Below are 20,768 nucleotides of genomic sequence, written 5' to 3' on the forward strand. Positions count from 1 at the left end.
CCTATTTGTCTGGTTAACTATGCTTTTATACTTCAATCAAATTTACCATTTCCGAACCGTAAAATTTTCTTCGAGTAATAACCAGTTCTGTGGAAACTCATGGCCCAATACCCAATAATAAAAGCCTCGAATTCCCAACTGTTTAACTAAATCAAACTTACTTTGGATGCTGCGGGCATCTTCAAACCAAACTTCATGCTGTCTGCCTTGGAGATCACGATATCTAAACCAGGGAGCTTGTGCTGTTTTATTAAAATGAATCTGAACTCCATACTGAATTGCCAACTTCAAAGCTTGTTGGGAACTAATAGAGCGAGCCCATTTTCCCGGTACATGCGGCAGCATCCAATCGTAACCGTATAAGGGAATTCCCATCATAATTTTATTCCTTGGTATAACGTTCACGGCGTAGTTCATGACGTTTCGCACAAGATTAATTGGAGAAACAGCCATGGGCTCACCACCTGACCAACCCCATTCATAAGTCATGATGAACATAAAATCTACAATCTGGCCGATTCCCGTATAATCATGCCCTTCATACAAGATTCCTCGTTGTTCTCCACTCACTTTAGGTGCCACAGCGGCCGACAAAAAATAGCCATGGGGTTTTACTTTGGCAGCCGCTCTCTGCAAAAAATGAAGATATCCTAATCTGTTGTCTCCGCCCAGATACTCAAAGTCAAAATCTAAACCTTGATAGCCTTTTTCTTCCATTAAATAGAGAGCCTGATCTAAGATATAATCTTGTAAATTCACATCATTAAAGATAGCTGTTGCCAAATCCCTGCTAAATTGCCCGCCAACATAATTAGTGAGCACTAATAAAGGAGCAACCCGGTTTCTTTTGGCTGCTGCAATAGGGCCTTGGTCATCGAGAGGACTAAGACTTCCGTCCAGATTTACCGCATGGCTAAAGATTGCTAAATACGTCAGATCACGTCCTACCCGGTCTATCGTCTGACCTGAGAGACTCCCCGTGATTCTAGGATCTAAATACGCGCTGACATCAATGGTAGGTTTGGCACTAAAAATTTGATGACTAGTAGTAGGAATAACTAAAGTTTGGCCGACTACTAAACGATCTTTATCCGGAACTTGATTGGCAGAAACGATAGTATCCAATGAAACCCGATAGTGTTTGGCAATTTTACTTAAGGTTTCACCGGACTTAATTACGTGAATTCCCATCTTGATTCTCCTCAGCACAAACAATAATATTTAATCTAATGTATGTGTTAGAAGCTTGAACGACGAGAGGGAATTTATGGTTGAAGTTTATGGAGAGTGATTGTTTTAATATAAATACCTTAAATCTTTATGATTTACTCTCCGAAAACGAAAAGAAATATGGTAATATATGAACTGATCAGCATGCCAGAAGCAAAACATCTAAACAACTTGTAATGAGAAAACTATATATGAGTCTAACTTATCTTAATTAAATTAATCGAGGCAAATAACAATGGAAGCATCTACTACATCCACTATACAAGGCACAAAGCGAAATGCTCCCCATATACGGATTAAGGCTTATTCCGTTCTGATTATTTCTTCAATCTTATATGCCGGGAATGTCATTGCGGGGAAGTTAATTGCCGGTCATGTCCCTTCCGCAGGTTTATCCGCGTTGCGGGGAGTTCTTGGACTTCTGATCATCGTACCTCTGACGTGGTCACGTGTTAAAACAGCAACAAGACCTGGCAGAAAGGATTTGTTCCAGCTTTTTGTTCTGGGTTTTTTCGGCATTACCCTCGCATATCTAACGTTCATTGTCGGTATGAAATACTCATCAGGTACTAATGCTTCAATCATCTCGGCGACGTCTCCCGCCTTAACCAATACCCTTTTAGTCATTGGATTTAAAGCAAAGTTGAATAAACTACAGATTTTAGGTATTATAACTTCATTTTTAGGTCTTTTAATTGTATTTACTGAAGGTTCCTTACATCATCTGCTCTCCTTAAAATTAGGTCTTGGAGATATAATTCTTTTTATCAATGTCTCGTCAATGGCAATATTCTATGTTCTTGGCCAAAAAATCATGGAAAAACTCTCCTCAGTCGTAACCTCCATCTACGCTCTTGCCTTTGGCACCTTCTTGCTTATTCCTCCTGGAGTTTGGCAGCTTACCACAAAGCCTTGGCATCTTACATTATTCGATTTTCTAATGATCATTTATATGGGATGTTTTGTGACAGGCTTTGCTTTTTTCCTAAATCTCGTGGGAATTAATCTTATTGGCAGTGGGCAGGCTACAATTTTAAGCAACCTGCAACCAGTACTGACCATTGTTTTAAGTATCTTTATTCTTGGTGAATCCTTATCCTTTTATCACTGGGCGGGTTTTGTTCTCGTAATTTTCGGGATCATATTATCTCTTGCAAAACCGGAGCAATCTGCCCAAAAATTGCGTAACGATTTAACTTTATAAGCGTATACTTCCAATTTAATTGAACAGCAATATATGGAACATATATGTTCATTTTCCATATATTGGAGTGAAATAATGTTGGAGGTGATACAAATGTTTTTTGGACCATGGGGATGGGGTTTCGGATTTGGCTTTAGACCATTTTGGCGACCTTTCTGGGGCGGCTTTTGGTGGTAAGCTATAAAATGATTTGTTTTAAAATTCTTATACCATCTAAAAATAAACCGGGTCTGAAAACCTGGTTTATTTTTCTTTGTGTTCATTCAGGAGACTTTTTGGCTGCTGAAGTTTTATGTTCTTTTTCAATGGTAAATATTAATTTTCCCCCTTTAGATTCTAGGTCAACCAAACTGGCACCCCGGTGCAAGTTGGCGTTAATTGTTGCGATTTCTTCACTGGAGATATTCGTTGGATCAACTTCAAGTATGCCCCTAGTAAGCTCAACTGTCTTGAGGTTCATTAAATTATTTCCTCCTTTGTAATCTTTACATTGAATGAAACGAAATGAATTTGTATCGATTATCGTCTTATTTTTAACACTTTCTTATTCATCATTCGTTCATTTATTTGTATATGTTATACCTGGAAAACTGCAGAAATCTTTAAAGAAATTTTAAAGAAATAAGGATATACTAATTGTAGCTATAAATAAATTCTGGGAATTGGAGTAAAGAAATGTTTGAAGAAAAAGATTATTTAATGAAAATGGTTAAAGAGTTCACTGCAGCAATCAGTAAGCTTGCCGGATTAAAGGCAGAGAAGAACACTGAAGAAAGTCAAGAAGTTCTTAATGATACATTAAAGTATTTTACTGACTTGGATATAAAAGTAATCGAAGCGCTTCCTTATGATATCTTGATCCATAAGATAAGCGGAAATACCATTAATTCCGAAAAACATCTCATGCTCAGTGAATTATTAAAACAGCAAGCAGATATATATGAACTTAAAGGAGAGACTTTGAGAGCAAAAAACTTATACATAAAGAGTCTAAATATGATGCTAAATGTTTTAATGGAGCAAAACGATCCCATATCAGAACCCAATAACAAGGTTGATGAACTCCTCGAAAAAATTGAATGGCATAATTCACCTAAGGAAAGCAAAGTATCGTTGTTTCAATATTACGAACTCATTCAAAACTATGGGAAGGCAGAGGATGTTCTTTTTAATCTGCTAAAAACGGATGAGCAAAATGATGCTGTTTTAAGGCAGGGAATGGCCTTTTATAAACGATTATCCCAGAAAGATCCAGCTGAACTTCAAAAAGGAAATTTGCCGATGGATGAAGTATTTGAAGGCTTAGAAACTTTAAAGCAGTATAAGAAATAGGAATAGAAGATCTGGTAAATGGGGAAAGTGATTTTATGTAAATACTTTTCCGCTAAAAGAGCATAGTTTTTTGTTTTGTACTTAAGGAGACGCAGGAAATCGTTAGTTTGTGCCGAAGATGTTAAGGAAAAAAAGTATACAACCGTGAACTCAAAAAAGAGAAGATACTACCTCGACCAAAAATTATCGTCTTAGGAGGGAATTAAATGCCACTTGTAACGACAACAGAAATGTTTAAGAAAGTTTATGGAAAATGTGCTGTCGGAGCTTTTAATGTTAACAATATGGAAATTATTCAAGGAATCGTGGATGCAGCTAAGGAAGAAAATGCCCCGCTTATTCTCCAAGTTTCGGCAGGAGCTCGAAAATATGCTAAGCACGTTTACTTAATGAAATTAGTAGAAGCCGCTGTAGCGGACACTGGTTTACCTATCGCCTTGCACCTAGACCATGGGGAAGATTTTGAGATTTGCAAGGCTTGTGTTGATGGTGGTTTTACTTCCGTCATGATCGATGGCTCCAAGCTGCCTTTTGCCGAAAATATTGCTTTGACAAAAAAAGTTGTAGAATATGCCCATGCTAAAGGTGTTGTCGTCGAGGCCGAATTGGGAAGACTTGCCGGAGTTGAAGATGCAATAAATGTCAGTGCTAAGGATAGTAGTTACACCGATCCCCAGCAAGCCGCTGAATTTGTCCATCAAACAGGCTGTGATTCCCTGGCTGTCGCCATAGGAACCAGTCACGGAGCCTATAAATTCAAGGGAGAACCAAAACTCGATTTTCCACGCCTCCAAGAGATTACTGCTCTGCTTCCCGGTTTTCCATTGGTATTGCATGGAGCATCGACCGTCTTGCCAGAGTTCGTAGCCAAATGTAATGAGTATGGGGGAGAACTCAAAGGAGCTCAAGGTGTACCTGAGGAATTACTCCACAAGGCAGGAACAATGGGGGTATGTAAAATTAACATTGATACTGATCTTCGCCTTGCCATGACTGCTTCTGTCCGTGAACATTTAGCGGTCAATCCGGCTGACTTTGACCCACGTCAATATCTTAAACCCGCAAGAGAAGCCATTAAAAACATGGTTAAGCATAAAATTAAAGATGTCTTAAATTGCAGCAATCAACTCTAAATAACATATCATTACCAAAGACTCATTAGACTCATTAGACTCATTAGACTCATTCTCAAATGTCAATTTTTATTTTAAATTCCTCCATAAAAGGAAAACTTATACAATTCCATATTAAATATATAGTAAGTTCAGTATAAAAGTTCAGTACTACTGGACTTTTTTCTTTTCGAGTTGGATTAATTTCAACTCAAATTCAGCAGGCATACAGATTTAATTCAGAAATGTCGATCATAGTAATGGGTATAAATTATTAAAGGATGAAATTACATTGTGCAAACATATGCTGGAAAGAGATTTTTATTTTGATAATGCAAAATTTATCTTAATTGTTTTTGTGGTTTTTGGACATTTAATAGAGCCCCTTATTAACCAGAACTCAATGCTAATGAATATTTATCTAACAATTTATAGCTTTCACATGCCATCTTTTATAATTATTTCAGGATATTTCTATAAAAAAACGGTCAAACTCTCATTTCATCAGCGCCTTCTAAAAGTTTTCAAACAACTTATAATTCCTTATCTGATTTTTGACGTATTGTTCTGGGTTTTTTACGTTGTAACATTAAGGCAAGATTTAAGGATCGACTTTTCAATTCCAATTTGGCTTATGTGGTTTCTAATGAGTTCAATTTTGTGGCAAATGTTAACTCCTTATATTATAAGGCTTAAGCATCCGATTTTACTGACAATTGTTCTAGCATTAGTTAGTGGATATACCTTTCACATTGGCTATTTTATGAGTTTATCTAGAACAATTACTTTTTTTCCATTCTTTTTGATTGGTTTTTATGCAAAACGAGAATGGTTTAACAAACTTCATCATCCAGCAATAAAATTTATCAGTATTTTATTGTTAAGTTTAACTCCCTTGTTAATTCATAAGACCAACCTGAATAACCCCGGATGGTTTTACGGGAGTTATGCCTATTCAAGCTTAACGATTGTTAATCAATGGACATGGACATATCGATTTGTCGTTTATTTAATTTCGTTTCTGAATTCTCTGGGAATATTGGCCTTAATTCCACAATTCAAAATGCCTTTTACAAAAATGGGATCACGTACAATGTCAGTTTATTTGTTACATGGTTTTATTATCAAATATGTTGTTTTTAAATCAACGTTGTTGCATCAAGCAAAGGGAATAGGGGGGATTCTTATTCTTTTGGGCTTTGCAGTAATTATAACATTAATATTAGCTTCGGCGATTCTTGATAAAATCGTCACTCAAGTCAATGACTTGTTAAAACCAGGCTTGATAAAACCTAGTTCTAATAATATAAACAGAAATATAAAATTATAATTCCATCCTCATCAACGATAACGATCAAATCATTTTTATAACTCCAGGCCCACGAGCTCGTAAATTCTTAAGGTTTATCCAATTATAAGGCCCCACTTCTGAGCAACTTATGATTTTGATATGTACTCCAAAAACATTTTTAGGAAAAAATTCATCACATTAGTATATTTATGTTGATCAATATAAATTTTAAATCCTATTATTAGGGCTTTAATACAAAAGAATAAGAAAATAATTATCCTCAAAGAAGGAATTTTGATCACATACGCAGAATTATGTTCTGTGAAATTAACATAGATCGATCTGATTTGAGGAGGTTAAAAAGTGAGTTTCCGCGTAGCAATCACTGGTTTTGGTAGAATTGGTCGCCTAACACTGCGTGCTGCCCTTAGTCAAGCCCTTCCTTTTGAGATTGTAGCCATTAATGATATGGGCAGTCCCGATATGTTAGCTCATTTACTTAAGTATGACACATTTCATGGTACTCTTTCACAAACGGTTGAAGCAGATGGTAACTCCTTAATTATTGATGGAAAACGCATTCAAATTGTAGCCGATAGAAACCCTCTAAATTTACCATGGAGAGACCTTGGAGTAGATATTGTTATAGAGTGTACAGGTAAATTCAAACAACGTGACAAAGCTGCCCAACACCTAACTGCCGGGGCTAAAAAGGTTGTTATTACTGCTCCAGCAAAAAACGAAGATATTACAATTGTTATGGGAGTTAACGAAGATAACTATGATCCATTAAATCATCATATTATTTCTAATGCTTCTTGTACAACAAACTGCCTTGCACCTGTTGCGAAAGTTTTGCTCGACAATTTTGGGATTGAACAAGGAATGATGACTACGACCCACTCAGTTACTAACGATCAACGAACAGTTGATGTTAAACATAAAGACTGGCGGAGATCTCGCGCCGCTTATCAATCTATGATCCCCACAACAACAGGTGCAGCTAAAGCCGTAACTCTTGTTATCCCTGAATTAGCTGGTAAGATGAGTGGAATAGCTGTTCGGGTACCTACACCGAATGTATCCTTGGTCGATTTTGTTGCTGTACTAACTAAACCCACGACCAAAAAAGAAGTAAATGCTTGCTTGCGGGAAGCCGCAGAGGGCCACATGAAAGGATATCTAGCCTATACAGAATTACCCCTTGTTTCTCATGACTTTAACGGTAATTCGGCCAGTGCCATAGTAGACGGACTTTCAACGACGATGCTTGGTGATCATATGGTTAAAGTGTTGGCTTGGTATGATAATGAATGGGGATATTCATGCCGAGTTGTTGACTTAGTAAAACATCTTGTCGAAAAAGGAATTTAGCGTATAAATTAGATAGCCTATGAAACCATGATCCTGTTTATCAACTTCAAAAATCGTGAATATATCCTATAATCAACAAATTTATAAATTTTTTATATAGAAGACGTTGTCTTTATGAAAAGGCAGCGTTTTTTTATCCGTTTTTTAAGACAAAATGGAGAGCTTAACACCTTATTGGATACATTGACTTTTCTTAAGGGAGAAGCTAGGAAAAAATAAGCGAAATCAGCGCAAAGATCCGCACGATCATTGAAAGAATTCCCATTTCTCAAGATATAGAAGGGGAGATCACATATTATCTCACAAAGCTTGGTGAAAAAGACGCCTATGCCGTACGTTCCAGCGCTACTGCGGAGGATCTTCCGACTGCATCCGAAAGCGGCCCATATTGGGTCGCTTTTTAGTTTGATAGATACGTATTACTATCATCATGTAAAAGTACCGATCTACATACTATTTTTATTATAATTATCTGTTTGGTATAAACAATAAAATTACTTTGTTTGAATTTAGCATATTTATATTGCGGTTTTATAACACAGTTAATTGATTTATAAATTAATCATATTACGCATCTCTGAATTGAAAACATCTGTCCTTGTAATAAACATACAATAATATTATTATTTAAAATTAACGCAAAGGTATTGTATTATTTGTCGAAATAATTATAATTAAGTTTACATTAATTTATTCCAAAGGGGGATATCAGGATGGCAGCAAAAGAAAAAACCACAAGTAAGTTAACTTTGTTACCATTAGTTTTAATGATTTTCACGTCCGTCTTTGGTTTCACGAATATGCCGAGATCCTTTTACTTAATGGGGTACGGTGCTATTCCCTGGTATCTACTGTCTGGAATTACTTTCTTTCTTCCGTATGCCTTTATGTTAGCGGAATATGGCGCCGCATTTAAAAACAAAAAGGGCGGAATCTATTCGTGGATGGAGGAATCAATTGGACCCAAGTACGCCTTTATAGGCACTTTTATGTGGTACGCTTCTTATGTAGTTTGGATGGTTAATGTAGCATCTGCGATCTGGATCCCCTTATCTAACTCTATCTTCGGTAAAGATACAACTTCAACGTGGACTCTATTCGGTTTAAGTTCTACACAAACTTTAGGTTTATTAGGAATGGTCTGGATTATTCTTGTTACTTTTATTGCGTCCAGAGGGTTGGACAAAATTACTAAGGTAACATCTATCGGCGGTACAGCTGTCGCCTTGCTAAATATTGTTCTTTTAGTGGGTGCGTTATTTGTTCTTGCAGCAAATCACGGTCATTTTGCACAACCTATTCTTTCTGCTCAGTCCTTTATAAAATCACCGAACCACTCATACGGAACTCCAATAGCAATGCTCTCCTTTATTGTTTTTGCATTATTTGCCTATGGAGGAATTGAAGCTGTAGGAGGATTAGTAGACCGGACGGAAAAAGCTGAAGTAGTATTTCCTAAAGCGGTTACCATCTCTGCCATAATTATTGCCGTTGCATATTCATTAGGCATCTTCTTAATAGGTATTTTTATTAATTGGAATCATGTACTAGCTTCGAATAATGTTAATATGGCCAATGTTGCCTATATTGTAATGCAAAATCTAGGCTATCAGGTCGGTCATGGTTTAGGCCTAAATGAGGTATCTGCTCTAACACTTGGTGCCTGGGTCGCTCGTCTTGTAGGGTTATCCATGTTTCTGGCCTTGACCGGAGCGTTTTTCACATTGATTTATGCTCCCTTAAAGCAAATGATTGAAGGGACACCTGCCGAATTATGGCCTGGGAAAATGAGTGAAGTAAAGAATGGTATGCCTTTAAACGCAATGTGGATTCAGTGCCTCGTTGTCATTGTCATGATCTTTATTGTATCGTTTGGCGGACAGGCAGCATCAGCTTTCTTTAATAAATTGGTATTGATGACAAATGTAGCCATGACAATCCCCTGCATGTTCATTTCGGGAGCCTATGCAGCCTTTAAGAAAAAGACTGATATTGCGAAACCCTTTGTAGTTTTTAAAAGCTACAAATCTGCATTGTTAGTAACAATTATTGTGACTTTTACAGTCGGTTTTGCTAATTTCTTTACGATTATTCAACCGGCTACTCAAGGGGATCTGCAATCAACGATTTGGATGATTTCAGGGCCAGTATTCTTCACAGTCGTAGCATTTTGGATGTATCACAGATACGAAAAGAAGAAAAAGATTCATCAACCGCTTACGAAATATGCCGCTAAGTAAATCTATTTTGCTAAATGCAAAATAAGAATAAATAGACAAATATAAACTGCCGAAGCGTTACGCAAACACTTCGGCAGTTTTGAATTGGCAGCATATTTCGGGGAATGCGAAAAAATCGCGAACTGAAAAAATCGCGAACTGAATGAAAGGATTCCTTGTTTCCGAACATACACTTCCCATCATATTTTATAGGGGAGGTGGGATAAATGACAGTTGAACTACAGCCAACAGGTCCAGTTACTAGTTGCTTTACACGTGTTACAAGTGTCGAAGAGTATTTAAATGCCGTAGATAAGGCATTTGCTAAAATCTGTCCCATGACTGGGAGATGTGAACTATGGTACCGTGGTCAAAACGAATTAAATCAACCAACAAAACCAGTTCGATGGGACCTAATTCCCAGCATCGCTCGAAGTCCGCGCAATCCCCTTATGGAGATTATCTATCTGTCGAAGTTTAAATCCTATGCTATTCCTTTTGTACAAGAATTACCCTCTTTTCCAATTCCGAATGGTCAGGCTGCTTATTGGCACTGGCTCTTTATGATGCAGCATTATGGAGTTCCAACCCGAATTATGGATTGGAGTCGCGATGCCCTGACTGGTCTTTTCTTTGCTTTGGATGGGCGGAGTTCAAATGATGGTAGACCAGATGCCGCAGTTTGGATTCTAAACCCTGTTCGTCTCAATGAAGCATTTTCCTTCCATAGTTTCGTTAAGCCGGGCTATATACCTAATGTGGATGAAGAAATTGTTGACCTCTACTTTGGTCCGAATGCCAAAATCCTTGAAAGTAAAAAACCCGCCGCAGTTATTGGCCCTTTAAATAACCCCCACATTGTGGCGCAAAAAGGAGTTTTTACTGTATTTCCTCATGATAGGGAGGTTATCCCATTAAATCTTTTTGCAGATGCATCAAATTATTTAGTTGAGATCTGTGTTGCTGCTAACAGAGTTTCTGAAATCCTCACCGAACTCGAACATTATGGCGTGACTAGATTTACATTATATCCGGATATTACTCAAGTTAAAGATCAAATTAACTTGGAAGTACAAGAGGAAGGACAGTTGCCTTCAGCTACTGCTAGTTCGATTGTAAATGTTTCCAAAACAAGCGTGAATCTATCCATTTAACTGGGCGAAAAGGTTGAAAGAGAAGGCAGAAGGCAAACGTTTAAGTAAACGTTTAAGTAAATGTACTGTTCAGAATCAGTTTAGTACAGATTTTAGGGAGTGGGGGGGAGAGTATGTTGAATTTTCCGACTACAATTTATTACAAAAAGTCCTCCTATTCACAAGCCTATTTTGAATTTGAATATTTAAATGCTTACTAGCTGAACGGTAAGGCCTAGGCTATATAAATGTGGTTATCGTGGTTGCTGCTAAACGTAGAATGGCTGAGAAACAGGATTGAGAATATCAATCAGTAAAATTAAAATTATAATATATTATCAAATTCAAATCACTTCATATACCTCATTTAAATAGCTGTGGTGTGGATGTTTGTTTGAAGACGTTTGAATAAAATAAGACGATGAATATTGTCCCAGTATTTCACTTAAAATTTTCTGAATGAAATACTGGGGCTAGAATCTGATTTATCTAGATAGCTAGGTAGAAGGAACAATTACAAAATTAATCCATACTAAAACAAATGCAATCATAGGCAAATGTAAATATTAATTTGAGTCCTATAATAGATATTATGTAAAGTAGAACATAATTTACCGCAGGGGGGTAATACTATTAATAGCCTGAAAAGCTTCGATGTGGAATTATTAACCAACTTGTCCGCATCTGCGACTTTTCAGGCTATAAGTGCTTAATCAATTACGAGAATTCATATTAAACATTTTGGTTAAACATTTTGGTTAAATTCAATTAACAACTCTAACTTATTCATCTGCTAGGTTAATCGTCGAGTTTGGAATTTACTAGCCCAGTAAACCCTTTTACAAGGGTTTACGATAACAGCGACTAAAAAACTAGCCTTTAGAATGCCCTGTAAGGCTTTAGAAACCAATACCTAGTATGATTGGACTAATCTGAGTAAACTATGGCCACAGGAGCTTATATAAAGCCTTGAATATAGTCTGTAACTATAAATCAGTTTTCAGCACTAAAATCAGAACTCTATAAGATTCGATTGATGTTGACTAAACGAATTGCGTTTTCAATAGTTATTTGATCTATGAATTAACTCATTAGAGATATTGACCTAACCACATGCGTAATTAGCCTCTATCAACTATGCGTTAAATATCAATTTAATGAATAGTTTCCTTGCGTTTATTTTCTATACGATTAATTTAAATGAACTAATGAATATTATCCCTAGTATTTAATTAAGAAGATATGTATTTCTTTCTTCACTGAGCATAGTACCACGGCTTCGAACATTTTAGTTCATAACTTATTCTACAATTCTCGCTAATTACCTTCGTTTAGAATATTATTTTACACAGTCTGTCCTAATGATGTTCACTTTTCCCTATACAATCTCCCTCCCCACGACCCCCACCTCAAACATCAACTTCACTCTAGCCTTCTCAACCTCATCGTTCTCCATCCTCTGCCTATACTTCTGCAATCTTTCAATTTCAACCGTCAAACTCGAATATTTCTGACTATTCCGAACCGTATTCATCAATTCTTGCTGAAGTTCCGCCATCTTTGCATCGATATCTTGAACTGCATAAGTTCGCTTTCAGTGACGAAATTTAAACGTCTTTTAAAATCTTGCTCTTGCCCTGATGTCCAATACTGCATGACTCATGATATAATATTCGTTAACCTGTACTAGGCTCTGGAAAGGATCAATGAAAGAAATGCTTAACTTGTCAAACTACATCATAATTGCTCTGGCCTCTCTGTCAGCCGGCGCAGTGAATTCTATTGCCGGCGGTGGCACCTTGATTACATTTCCGGTGCTCACAGCCCTGGGGATACCAGCCGTCGCGGCCAATATCACCAACACCGTGGCTTTATGTCCCGGTTATCTAGGAGGAAGTCTTTCGCAGGGTAAGGATCTGTTGAACCAAAAGAAACGTTTATGGCTGTACATCCCGGCGGCAATAGTTGGCGGTTTACTGGGCGGTATTCTCCTTAAAGTCACCCCAGAAGTCCTTTTCCGTGAGTTGGTGCCCTATTTGATTCTACTCGCCACAGCGTTGCTAGTCTTTCAGCCTATAGTCCGGTCCTACTTGACAAGAAGAATCAAGACCGCCGGTGCTCAACCGGGATCAGATATATGGGGTGTTGTCCCAGTGGGAATAGCGGCTATTTACGGCGGCTACTTCGGCGCCGGGTTAAGTATTATTGTACTTGCTGTATTAGGCATTACCATTGATGACTCGTTGACCCAACTTAATGCATTGAAGCAAACCATTGCTTTAATTACTAATTTAACCGCGGGGCTCTTTTTCCTGTTTTCTGGAATGGTAGTGTGGCCGGTGGCGTTGGTGATGGCAATTGGATCACTACTTGGCGGCGCGCTCGGAGGGAAATTGGCCGGCCATGTGCAGCCAAATGTTTTGCGCTGGATCGTAGTGGTTTTAGGCTTGATAGTGGCAACTCTATATTTTATCCGCTAGACGGAGGATGATTGTTCATCCCAGCGTGAAATATCAAATCTATTAGCATGACGACTTATCAAAATCTCCTTGCCATCCATTTATTTTATAATAATTACGGACTGTGGCGGCGCGGCTCTCCTGGAATGCTATTATTTTCGCATATTCCTGAGGCTGAATTAGACCTAGCCACTAAGTTCTTAATTTCCCTCTCGGTTGCCAAATTTCTTCCAGATACCTCGCTCCATAACGTAATTTCCGATACATTTTGGGCTTGATGTGGCGGTGCAAACTTTCCCGGTAAAGTATTGAATTCTGTTTCAAAGTCTTGGAAAGTGAGGACTATAGTGAGCGCCTTTGGATAGGTGGAAACATCTATTTCAGGGTACCATTATAGCCAACGCTTCCGGCGGCACTCCCCTACTTCCACTACCGGCGAACATTATAACGGCGGCTATTTCTTCTTGAGGTTAGCGGGCGTAGCTGGCGGAGATACATAATGAAAGCCTTGAGGTACATGATGTTGTACGACTCAAGGCTTTTTTTGCATCCATGAGAGAAATCACCATTCAGACCAGACCTTCACCAATATTGGTATGTCTTTTTGTGCCTGACATTCCATAAGGTGTCTTTAAGGTTTTCAAAATAATGTCATGGTGGGGTGTTATAGTAAAATAGTCCTCTGATGAAACGGTGTCATAAAATTATGTGACAAATGAATATCAACATCACTTTCTTTATTCCGCCTTTGGATTGGATAGCCTATATACAAATGGGATAACGCCATATTCTAAAAAACAAATCTACTTAATAAACCTTTTAACGCGGTAGTTATTTGGTTTTCTGCGCTTTTAGTAAGTAATTAGCTTCATAATCCATGGCCACGCCATATTCGTTCAATACCTTGCCTTGGTGATGCTTTCCATCAGTTAAAAGGTCAACAATGATCTTGCCACCTTGCGGAAGAGTCTTCATGAATGGTCCTGTCGTATTTCCGTTCAAGTCAGTAGTAACCCCGCCCGGCATCACACCAAATATTTCAACTGAGATATTATTTTTTGTATAGTACGCGCCAAAGGCCGCAATCATTGAGTTTAATGACGCTTTACTAGTCATATAAGCGAAAGGTGCAAAGAAATCATTGGCAACTGTTGGGATGCTCAAATTCAAGATACGCCCATTATTAGCCGCTAATATGGGTGTAAAGGCTTTAATCATTTCAAAGTTACCAAAGAAATTTACATCAAAAACTTCCCGCAATTCATCGGAAGTAAAATCTAAAGCACTCTTATGCATGTCACCGGGGATGCCGGCATTGTTAATCAAAACATTCAAGTCAGCATGATTGGCTTTAATATATTTCGCAGCAGCATGAATAGTTGACACGTCATTCAAATCTACTTTGATCCATTCCGCATTGACTCCACCTGCCTTAAGTTCCTCCACAGCTGCTAAGCCACGTTCTTCACTACGTGCTCCCAATAAGATTGACCAACCTTGTTGACCTAATTGGCGGGCAGTTTCAAAACCAATCCCTTTATTCGCTCCAGAAATTAATACTTTGTTTGTCATAATATCTCTCCTTTGTTTTCACGATTCCGGCTATTTATTAGTGGCGCTTATGTAACCGGCTGTTGAAACATAATACTTTTACCTCAACTTCCTTTACGAATATAAATTATCTGTTCTGTGCGTACTTCAGAGGGCTTTGGATTAGCACAAAGTCCGGGCACTGAGGTTGAGCCGATGTGCTCCACCAGCAATGCCTTGCCACCAAGTGCGGAAATGATTCGCTTAGCTTCCCGTTCGAATAGATGAGGCCAATGTGTGACGTACTCAACGAGGTTGATGGCTGCATTGTGTGGTTTTAGCTTTCCCGCAGTGACCTCCTGAAGGTCATCATCGTTCTAGCTGAAGAGTAGTATTGGACCTTTATTGATGGCATATACCCACTTCCTATTAACTTAACAGTATTTGTCTAAAGGGCAACTTTGCTCTTATTGTAAGTGATAATACATCTATTCCCTTTTTAGATAATGATATTGTAGAATTTCTGCCAATTCCACGGCTTCCACCTGTAACTAATGCAATTTTACTATTCTTGCTCATGAAAATCACTCCTTAAATTTTTTGTATAAATCACTTGAAAATATATTTCTTATGATTTATATTCATGTTAATACCTAGAGTTATATCGAGATCAAGCTTTTTTTAAATACATTTTAAAGGGGATTTATAATTGACATATTTAATAAAGGATGTATCAAAGATACTTGGGCTTTCTATATATACAATTCGTTTTTATGACAAGGAAGGACTTTTACCATTTGTCTCAAGAAATAAATCTGGAAATAGAGTGTTTACTGAATCAGATTTAGGTTTATTTAAGGTAATTTGTTGTTTAAAGAATTCAGGAATGCAAATTAAAGATATTAAAAAATATATTGATTTCTGTATGGTAGGTGCCAGTACTATAGATGCACGAAAAAAGTTACTTTTGGAACACCGTAAAGAAATTATGAAACAAATGAACGCTCTCAATAAAAATCTAGGAATAGTTGATTTTAAGATTGAAATGTATGAGGCTCCTAATGCCATAGAGATTATTAATGAGCAAAGAAGACAAGCTTATGAAGAAAAACGCCAGAATAACTTGTTGCAAACAGCTGCAGGTAGTTAAACACGGATAATATTGGGGTACAGCCGACATACGTACAAAAACCGACTACATTCTGGATTTGTTACCAGATTGTAGCCGGTTTTTGTTCATTAGTAGTTGATGAATAAGATTATAATTTTTCTAATTCTCCATAGCATATCCTAATCATATTTAAGCACAGCAATCTCTGAATGATTTTTTATGGTTTCTTTATTAAATTCCAGTTCTGCATACTCTTTTGCCCTCAGCCCTGAAGCAGAGATGAATTTATCAACATCGGCAAATATTAAGCCCATTTCTCCTAATGCTTTCGTTCTGTAGTGCATAGGTATGACCATTATGGGGTTTAACTGCTTCACTACTTTAACAGCATCAAAGGCATCTATTGTAGCTTCCCCACCAACAGGCAGAAGTAATATGTCTACATTTCCTACTTCATACACCTGCTCAGGATTTAGAACATGTCCAAGGTCACCACAGTGGCAAACATTTATTTCGTCAATTTTGAAGTTCTATATAGTATTTTTCCCCCTCTTTTCTCCTAAGGTTTTATCATGAAAGGTTTCCACACCTTTTATCTGTATGCCATGTTCTAAGAAAACCCCTGGCTCATTTATGTGTATAAATCTCCCCTTGACTGCATTTGTATAATTATGATCACTGTGCTCAAGTCCAAAAATTTGACCGGTCAGGGCATTCGGTAAGATGATGTAGATAAAGCGGTAAAATCGGCGCTACTTCGCTCATTCCGACAGCTGCGATGAAAACTCCGATCCAGCACGCAAACAAATTTTTTTTCCAAACAGGCATATTTTTCTTCCTTCTAATAAAACAGTTCTAATTCGCACCTTCATTTTCTATTTTATTAGGCAGGATAAGTTAAAACCATACACAATTTTAAAGCCCATACACATTCTTGCTGTAGAATTCCGATGGACTAATTCCTTCTATTCTCTTAAATATCCTGCTGATATACATTTTAGTGATCTGCAACAGTATGAAGGAAGCATTCGACAATAAAGTACCGGTTGTTTTCCAGACACTAAAGTCTTACATTCCAGTCGATCAGCGTATTGTCTATCACTCCGGTATTGTGGCGTTCGTTGACGAAATTCTCTATAAAACGTTGTTTGATTCACAATGCGGAACTTTTCCCAAGTTTATTGAGGAGAATAATTTTTATGTAGGGATCAGTCGGAAATTTTCCGCTCTGTCGGAAGCGGAACTCTCACTGCGCTTGTTTTGACGATTGCGTCATGACTATCATTTCCAATCTGATATCCGATAAGTATGATCCCATCGACATTTGCCATCCTGCTGTTATATTTCTGATGAATTATGATAACGAAAACGGCTCTTCGCTTCTTAACACATTGAAACAATATATATATTTCACATCAGCGCCGGCTGAGGCCGCACGGGTGCTGAATATCCACCGGAACACATTGTTCTACCGCATTGGGAAAATAAAAGAGCTAACGGGAATTAAGCTTGATAACGGCGACGAAATATGTCAGATTTACATGTCTGTAAGACTGCTGGAGATCATGAGGGTAATCCCTGAGATTACCTGAGTAAATGATGGCCCGGCGCACGGATGGGCCTTTTCCCATGATTCACAGCCGCTGCGCACGTACATTCGGCTGGCGCAGTTCAATCCTATGCCTCCCATACTGCTCTCATCTCCTGATCATCACAATGGTATAAACCTGTTCGTTGTATTTAACCTTCACCAATCCCCAAAAAGAGGCAATCGCCCAAAGGATGACTGCCCCCTCAAAATACATAAACGAAAAATCTCATATCAATTATTAACACTGTTCCCTCGAACGTTGGTTGAAAATATTGCGCCTGTTTCTGATTCAATTCCGAAAATTAAATCAAAAGTAAGGCTTGGGTTATTTAAACTGACCTGGCAGAAGGCGCAGCAATTCTAATGAATGTGCATAATCTAAACGGAGTAACCCGAGCAATTTAGCTTCCACTTGATTTCTACCGATCATTGCTAAGGAATTGACTTTTTATGTATTATTTCAACATTATTTACTTAATTTAACTGTAAGGAGGATACACCTTCCCCTACCCCATAATTAGCTTTCTTATTTAACTATTATTTCTCTTCTTTCTACTTCAGTTCAACATCAAACTTATAATCGTTCTGCAATACGTAGTCATGACCGGGAATAATGACTTTAGCAACATCTTGAGGCCGATCTGTCTTAAACTCATAAGTGCCTTGGCCGGTTTCATAGTCCATGGGAGTACCTCTGAGCGTCAATCCCGTTTCTTCAATTTTATGGCCCGCTTTATCTTCAAACCAAAAGTTGGCAACGGCTCTAGATTCAGTAAGCCCGCTTATTGTGTAATGCATAATAAATGTTCCTTGACCGCGCTCAACGTCGGAGATCTTGATTTCTTGATCCTGTATTTTGATTGTAACAGGCAACTTTGAAATATCTGCTGAGTATTCTTTTTCCTTATTGCTTTCCAGCTTACCATATAACGACGTATAAGGGATTACCGTGAGTTTTTTTGTATCACTAGGTATTCTTAACAAATTGATAACCGTATTGAATTTCCCATCACCAGCATAAGAATCCTCGTACACTATATTCTTATAGTTCAGGCAATTACCTTTGTTATCAAGAATAAAAAATCCTTTAAAAGGACTGCCAGGCTGCAAATCTTTTATATTATATTTACCATGCAAGTTAATGCTACTGTTAAGAGCGCTTTGGATGATTTTAATGGAGTTAACCTCACCATTCTTAAGTTTATGCATAACATTGGACTCTGTAATCTGGGCGGGGGTATAAATATCATGCACAGTAAGACCCGTTTCTATCTGCCAATTTCCATTCACCATTGTACTAGACTTGCCATCCAGTATATTAAGATTACCAAACCCTAACGCCAGAGTATAATTGTCCTGAAGTTTTGTCTCAGGTTTTCCAAAATAGAACGACGCATAACCCTGATAGTCATCCATGTCCTTTTTTAATAAATAGTAATCCCCGGTCGAGGCAAAGTTTCTCCCCAAAGGAGACCCGACATTAGGATTTTGAAAGAACGGAAAAAGGCCCTCCGGATCAATGTCAAAGCCCCCAAATCCCCCAGGCTTACTCACACTGAAGCCGACAATGAGGGTAGTTCCATCAAAAGCTAAATCATTAACTGTAAAGGTTATTCCCTTATCAGTTACTTTTCTATTTACAACTGTTCTTTTAATACTGTTTGTAGTATTTCCTTGCTGCTTATCTGAGATATCTACCTTTACTGTTTCATAACTTTTTGCAGCCGCTGGATTAATCGTTTTTAAAATCGAATTTATTATCGGTAAGTTCTGACCGAAAGCAGCTAATGCGCTTAGGCTACTGATAACTATACACGCTGCCAGAATAATTAAAGACTTTTTAGTTAACCTTCGATTTCTTTTCCTCGGTTCAAGATTTTGCAAAGTTTCGTTAATCCTGTCATTAACATATTCCGGAACAACAGAAGGAATCTCTAGTTTTGACCTCAATTCGTTCCGTTCAAAACTATCTTTCATCATTATCTTCTCCTTTTCCGGCCATCAATTCTAAAATTTTGCTTCTAGCCTTGGATAGACGTGATTTTACAGTACCTTGCGGGATATTTAGTATTATAGCAATCTCATTGACGCTAAAATCTTCGTAATAATATAAGACCGTAACTTGCTTAAGACTAAGATCAAGCATCTTAATACAATTACTAGTAACGCTATCTGAGGGATAATTATCCCAAACAGCCTGTTCACTTATTTTTTCAAAAGGAATAGTTTTATTGGACTTTCTTAAATTCTTTTTGCATTCGTTAATGAGAATACGGACTAGCCAAGTTTTAAAATACTCATCTCTTTTAAGAGAACCAATATTAGTATAGGCTGAAATGATGGTTTCCTGTATTGCATCAGCAACATCGTAATCAGATTCTAAAATTCCTTTGGCAACCTTATAAAGTGTTAGCTTGTGACAATCTATGAGAGTAGCAAATGCTGCTTTATTCCCTGCTTTTGCAAGTCTAACATCATCCGTGTTTTTGCAAAACTCTACCCTAGCGCTTTCCATCATCAACCTCCAATATTTTGTTACATTGTAACATGTTACATATATTAGAGTAATTAATTTTGGTAATGGTTCATATAAAAATGTATTTTTCAATTTATTTCTATTAAACCTGAAGCTTTAATAGATATTATCCGAAGAGTCTATTCAAAGTGGTTCCCAGCTACAGGATATCATCAAGATTGTTGCGCACCCAGGCTTGAGGTTTACCCCGAAGGTGATAAAAACTCTCCCGATTATAGATGTGAGTATTGGGTTCCGATTAAGTAGTAAAAGAGATGAAGGCAAAGACAAGTATGGCTATTATGTTAGAACCAACTTAAAATAATTAACCGTACTTGTCTTAGTTTAGGAAAAACATAGTTTCAAATGATAATTCTATTGATGTATGAATCAGTATAATATTTCTTTCTGTACGGTATGAAGCTGGGTGTTCGTCCTGGGAAGACTCTCTTTGACAATAGCCCATATAATTTAAATTAGAATCAAATGGCCACAATAATTAAACCGTATAATATTCCATATTACGGTAACTACAAAACAAATATTAGGAGCATTCCTGTATTTAGAAAAAAATGAGCTTTGTTAAAAAGGAGACCTCACGTTACAATTTGAAAGGACTGTTGGCCAACAGAATCCAATCAAAATAACGGAGGTCATCCCAAATGAA

General features: G+C 37.5%; 21 protein-coding genes and 1 pseudogene. 13 read left to right on the forward strand and 9 right to left on the reverse strand.

Going from position 1 to position 20,768, the window contains the following annotated elements; all coding sequences use genetic code 11:
* Positions 1-42: 42 nt before the first annotated feature.
* Entirely contained in the window at positions 43-1,191 is a 1,149-nt protein-coding gene (locus B5771_RS05385) for a glycosyl hydrolase family 18 protein (protein ID WP_088186620.1), read from the reverse strand.
* Between the two features lie 274 nt (positions 1,192-1,465).
* Here B5771_RS05385 and B5771_RS05390 point away from each other — a divergent pair, with 274 nt between their 5' ends.
* Positions 1,466-2,434, forward strand: coding sequence for an EamA family transporter (locus tag B5771_RS05390; RefSeq protein WP_088186621.1), 969 nt, complete (start codon positions 1,466-1,468; stop codon positions 2,432-2,434).
* A gap of 259 nt (positions 2,435-2,693) precedes the next feature.
* Here the strand turns inward: B5771_RS05390 and B5771_RS05395 are convergent, their stop codons facing one another.
* Positions 2,694-2,894 carry a hypothetical protein gene (locus tag B5771_RS05395; protein WP_088186622.1) on the reverse strand — a complete coding sequence of 67 codons (201 nt, stop codon included), beginning with the start codon at positions 2,892-2,894 and terminating at the stop codon, positions 2,694-2,696.
* Positions 2,895-3,109: 215 nt separating this feature from the next.
* Here B5771_RS05395 and B5771_RS05400 point away from each other — a divergent pair, with 215 nt between their 5' ends.
* The 8 genes from B5771_RS05400 (at position 3,110) to B5771_RS05440 (ending at position 13,375) form a co-directional block, all read left to right on the forward strand.
* Complete coding sequence (locus B5771_RS05400; protein ID WP_088186623.1) at positions 3,110-3,766, forward strand: DUF6483 family protein; 657 nt, start codon at positions 3,110-3,112, stop codon at positions 3,764-3,766.
* A 206-nt stretch (positions 3,767-3,972) separates the two neighbouring features.
* On the forward strand, positions 3,973-4,899 hold the full coding sequence (gene fba, locus B5771_RS05405) for a class II fructose-1,6-bisphosphate aldolase (protein WP_088186624.1): 927 nt from the start codon (positions 3,973-3,975) through the stop codon (positions 4,897-4,899).
* A gap of 271 nt (positions 4,900-5,170) precedes the next feature.
* A complete protein-coding gene (locus B5771_RS05410; protein ID WP_088186625.1) occupies positions 5,171-6,208 on the forward strand; it encodes an acyltransferase family protein in 1,038 nt (345 codons plus the stop codon).
* Positions 6,209-6,532: 324 nt separating this feature from the next.
* Complete coding sequence (gap, locus tag B5771_RS05415) at positions 6,533-7,543, forward strand: type I glyceraldehyde-3-phosphate dehydrogenase (protein ID WP_088186626.1); 1,011 nt, start codon at positions 6,533-6,535, stop codon at positions 7,541-7,543.
* A 263-nt stretch (positions 7,544-7,806) separates the two neighbouring features.
* The gene (locus tag B5771_RS24700; protein WP_348982933.1) at positions 7,807-7,947 is read left to right on the forward strand and encodes a PEP/pyruvate-binding domain-containing protein; all 141 of its coding nucleotides are present in this window, start codon (positions 7,807-7,809) and stop codon (positions 7,945-7,947) included.
* Between the two features lie 309 nt (positions 7,948-8,256).
* Positions 8,257-9,783, forward strand: a complete 1,527-nt coding sequence (gene yjeM / locus B5771_RS05425; RefSeq protein ID WP_088186627.1) for a glutamate/gamma-aminobutyrate family transporter YjeM — start codon at positions 8,257-8,259, stop codon at positions 9,781-9,783.
* 206 nt (positions 9,784-9,989) lie between these two features.
* Complete coding sequence (locus tag B5771_RS05430; RefSeq protein WP_088186628.1) at positions 9,990-10,916, forward strand: FRG domain-containing protein; 927 nt, start codon at positions 9,990-9,992, stop codon at positions 10,914-10,916.
* 1,685 nt (positions 10,917-12,601) lie between these two features.
* Positions 12,602-13,375, forward strand: coding sequence for a sulfite exporter TauE/SafE family protein (locus B5771_RS05440; protein ID WP_207652674.1), 774 nt, complete (start codon positions 12,602-12,604; stop codon positions 13,373-13,375).
* Positions 13,376-14,185: 810 nt separating this feature from the next.
* Here the strand turns inward: B5771_RS05440 and B5771_RS05445 are convergent.
* The 3 genes from B5771_RS05445 to B5771_RS23795 form a co-directional block, all read right to left on the reverse strand.
* Complete coding sequence (locus tag B5771_RS05445) at positions 14,186-14,926, reverse strand: SDR family NAD(P)-dependent oxidoreductase (protein WP_047811460.1); 741 nt, start codon at positions 14,924-14,926, stop codon at positions 14,186-14,188.
* Positions 14,927-15,009: 83 nt separating this feature from the next.
* On the reverse strand, positions 15,010-15,204 hold the full coding sequence (locus B5771_RS05450) for a GrpB family protein (protein ID WP_088186630.1): 195 nt from the start codon (positions 15,202-15,204) through the stop codon (positions 15,010-15,012).
* Between the two features lie 109 nt (positions 15,205-15,313).
* Positions 15,314-15,463 (reverse strand): hypothetical protein, encoded by a 150-nt coding sequence (locus B5771_RS23795; RefSeq protein WP_242966745.1) that lies wholly within the window; start codon positions 15,461-15,463, stop codon positions 15,314-15,316.
* Positions 15,464-15,593: 130 nt separating this feature from the next.
* Here B5771_RS23795 and B5771_RS05455 point away from each other — a divergent pair, with 130 nt between their 5' ends.
* Positions 15,594-16,034: a MerR family transcriptional regulator gene (locus B5771_RS05455; RefSeq protein ID WP_088186631.1), complete on the forward strand. Its 441-nt coding sequence runs from the start codon at positions 15,594-15,596 to the stop codon at positions 16,032-16,034.
* Positions 16,035-16,174: 140 nt separating this feature from the next.
* Here B5771_RS05455 and B5771_RS05460 read toward each other — a convergent pair.
* Together B5771_RS05460 and B5771_RS23800 are read right to left on the reverse strand one after the other, a co-directional pair.
* Positions 16,175-16,729 (reverse strand): annotated as a pseudogene (locus tag B5771_RS05460) (MBL fold metallo-hydrolase).
* On the reverse strand, positions 16,680-16,823 hold the full coding sequence (locus B5771_RS23800) for a multidrug efflux MFS transporter (RefSeq protein ID WP_140417697.1): 144 nt from the start codon (positions 16,821-16,823) through the stop codon (positions 16,680-16,682). The pseudogene B5771_RS05460 and the gene B5771_RS23800 overlap by 50 nt, the downstream one beginning before the upstream one ends.
* Positions 16,824-17,010: 187 nt before the next feature.
* On the opposite strand from B5771_RS23800, the gene B5771_RS05465 reads away from it, so the two are divergent.
* Both B5771_RS05465 and B5771_RS05470 read left to right on the forward strand, forming a co-directional pair.
* On the forward strand, positions 17,011-17,259 hold the full coding sequence (locus B5771_RS05465; RefSeq protein WP_088186632.1) for a hypothetical protein: 249 nt from the start codon (positions 17,011-17,013) through the stop codon (positions 17,257-17,259).
* 10 nt (positions 17,260-17,269) lie between these two features.
* Positions 17,270-17,587 carry a helix-turn-helix domain-containing protein gene (locus tag B5771_RS05470; RefSeq protein WP_088186633.1) on the forward strand — a complete coding sequence of 106 codons (318 nt, stop codon included), beginning with the start codon at positions 17,270-17,272 and terminating at the stop codon, positions 17,585-17,587.
* A gap of 551 nt (positions 17,588-18,138) precedes the next feature.
* Here B5771_RS05470 and B5771_RS05475 read toward each other — a convergent pair.
* Both B5771_RS05475 and B5771_RS05480 read right to left on the reverse strand, forming a co-directional pair.
* Positions 18,139-19,563 (reverse strand): DUF4179 domain-containing protein, encoded by a 1,425-nt coding sequence (locus B5771_RS05475; RefSeq protein ID WP_088186634.1) that lies wholly within the window; start codon positions 19,561-19,563, stop codon positions 18,139-18,141.
* Positions 19,553-20,101: a sigma-70 family RNA polymerase sigma factor gene (locus B5771_RS05480; protein WP_242966746.1), complete on the reverse strand. Its 549-nt coding sequence runs from the start codon at positions 20,099-20,101 to the stop codon at positions 19,553-19,555. The genes B5771_RS05475 and B5771_RS05480 overlap by 11 nt, the downstream gene beginning before the upstream one ends.
* 120 nt (positions 20,102-20,221) lie before the next feature.
* On the opposite strand from B5771_RS05480, the gene B5771_RS05485 reads away from it, so the two are divergent.
* Complete coding sequence (locus B5771_RS05485) at positions 20,222-20,368, forward strand: GyrI-like domain-containing protein (protein ID WP_348982934.1); 147 nt, start codon at positions 20,222-20,224, stop codon at positions 20,366-20,368.
* Positions 20,369-20,768 lie beyond the last annotated feature (400 nt).

The sequence above is a fragment of the Desulfosporosinus sp. FKA genome (assembly GCF_002196785.1).
Classification (GTDB): domain Bacteria; phylum Bacillota; class Desulfitobacteriia; order Desulfitobacteriales; family Desulfitobacteriaceae; genus Desulfosporosinus; species Desulfosporosinus acididurans.

Excerpts from the sequence above, each read along its gene's own strand:
- B5771_RS05385 (WP_088186620.1), bottom strand. The coding sequence starts at position 1,191 with ATGGGAATTCACGTAATTAAGTCCGGTGAAACCTTAAGTAAAATTGCC.
- B5771_RS05390 (WP_088186621.1), top strand. The coding sequence starts at position 1,466 with ATGGAAGCATCTACTACATCCACTATACAAGGCACAAAGCGAAATGCT.
- B5771_RS05395 (WP_088186622.1), bottom strand. The coding sequence starts at position 2,894 with ATGAACCTCAAGACAGTTGAGCTTACTAGGGGCATACTTGAAGTTGAT.
- B5771_RS05400 (WP_088186623.1), top strand. The coding sequence starts at position 3,110 with ATGTTTGAAGAAAAAGATTATTTAATGAAAATGGTTAAAGAGTTCACT.
- fba (WP_088186624.1), top strand. The coding sequence starts at position 3,973 with ATGCCACTTGTAACGACAACAGAAATGTTTAAGAAAGTTTATGGAAAA.
- yjeM (WP_088186627.1), top strand. The coding sequence starts at position 8,257 with ATGGCAGCAAAAGAAAAAACCACAAGTAAGTTAACTTTGTTACCATTA.
- B5771_RS05430 (WP_088186628.1), top strand. The coding sequence starts at position 9,990 with ATGACAGTTGAACTACAGCCAACAGGTCCAGTTACTAGTTGCTTTACA.
- B5771_RS05440 (WP_207652674.1), top strand. The coding sequence starts at position 12,602 with ATGAAAGAAATGCTTAACTTGTCAAACTACATCATAATTGCTCTGGCC.
- B5771_RS05445 (WP_047811460.1), bottom strand. The coding sequence starts at position 14,926 with ATGACAAACAAAGTATTAATTTCTGGAGCGAATAAAGGGATTGGTTTT.
- B5771_RS23795 (WP_242966745.1), bottom strand. The coding sequence starts at position 15,463 with ATGAGCAAGAATAGTAAAATTGCATTAGTTACAGGTGGAAGCCGTGGA.
- B5771_RS23800 (WP_140417697.1), bottom strand. The coding sequence starts at position 16,823 with ATGCCTGTTTGGAAAAAAAATTTGTTTGCGTGCTGGATCGGAGTTTTC.
- B5771_RS05465 (WP_088186632.1), top strand. The coding sequence starts at position 17,011 with ATGAAGGAAGCATTCGACAATAAAGTACCGGTTGTTTTCCAGACACTA.
- B5771_RS05470 (WP_088186633.1), top strand. The coding sequence starts at position 17,270 with ATGACTATCATTTCCAATCTGATATCCGATAAGTATGATCCCATCGAC.
- B5771_RS05475 (WP_088186634.1), bottom strand. The coding sequence starts at position 19,563 with ATGAAAGATAGTTTTGAACGGAACGAATTGAGGTCAAAACTAGAGATT.
- B5771_RS05480 (WP_242966746.1), bottom strand. The coding sequence starts at position 20,101 with ATGGAAAGCGCTAGGGTAGAGTTTTGCAAAAACACGGATGATGTTAGA.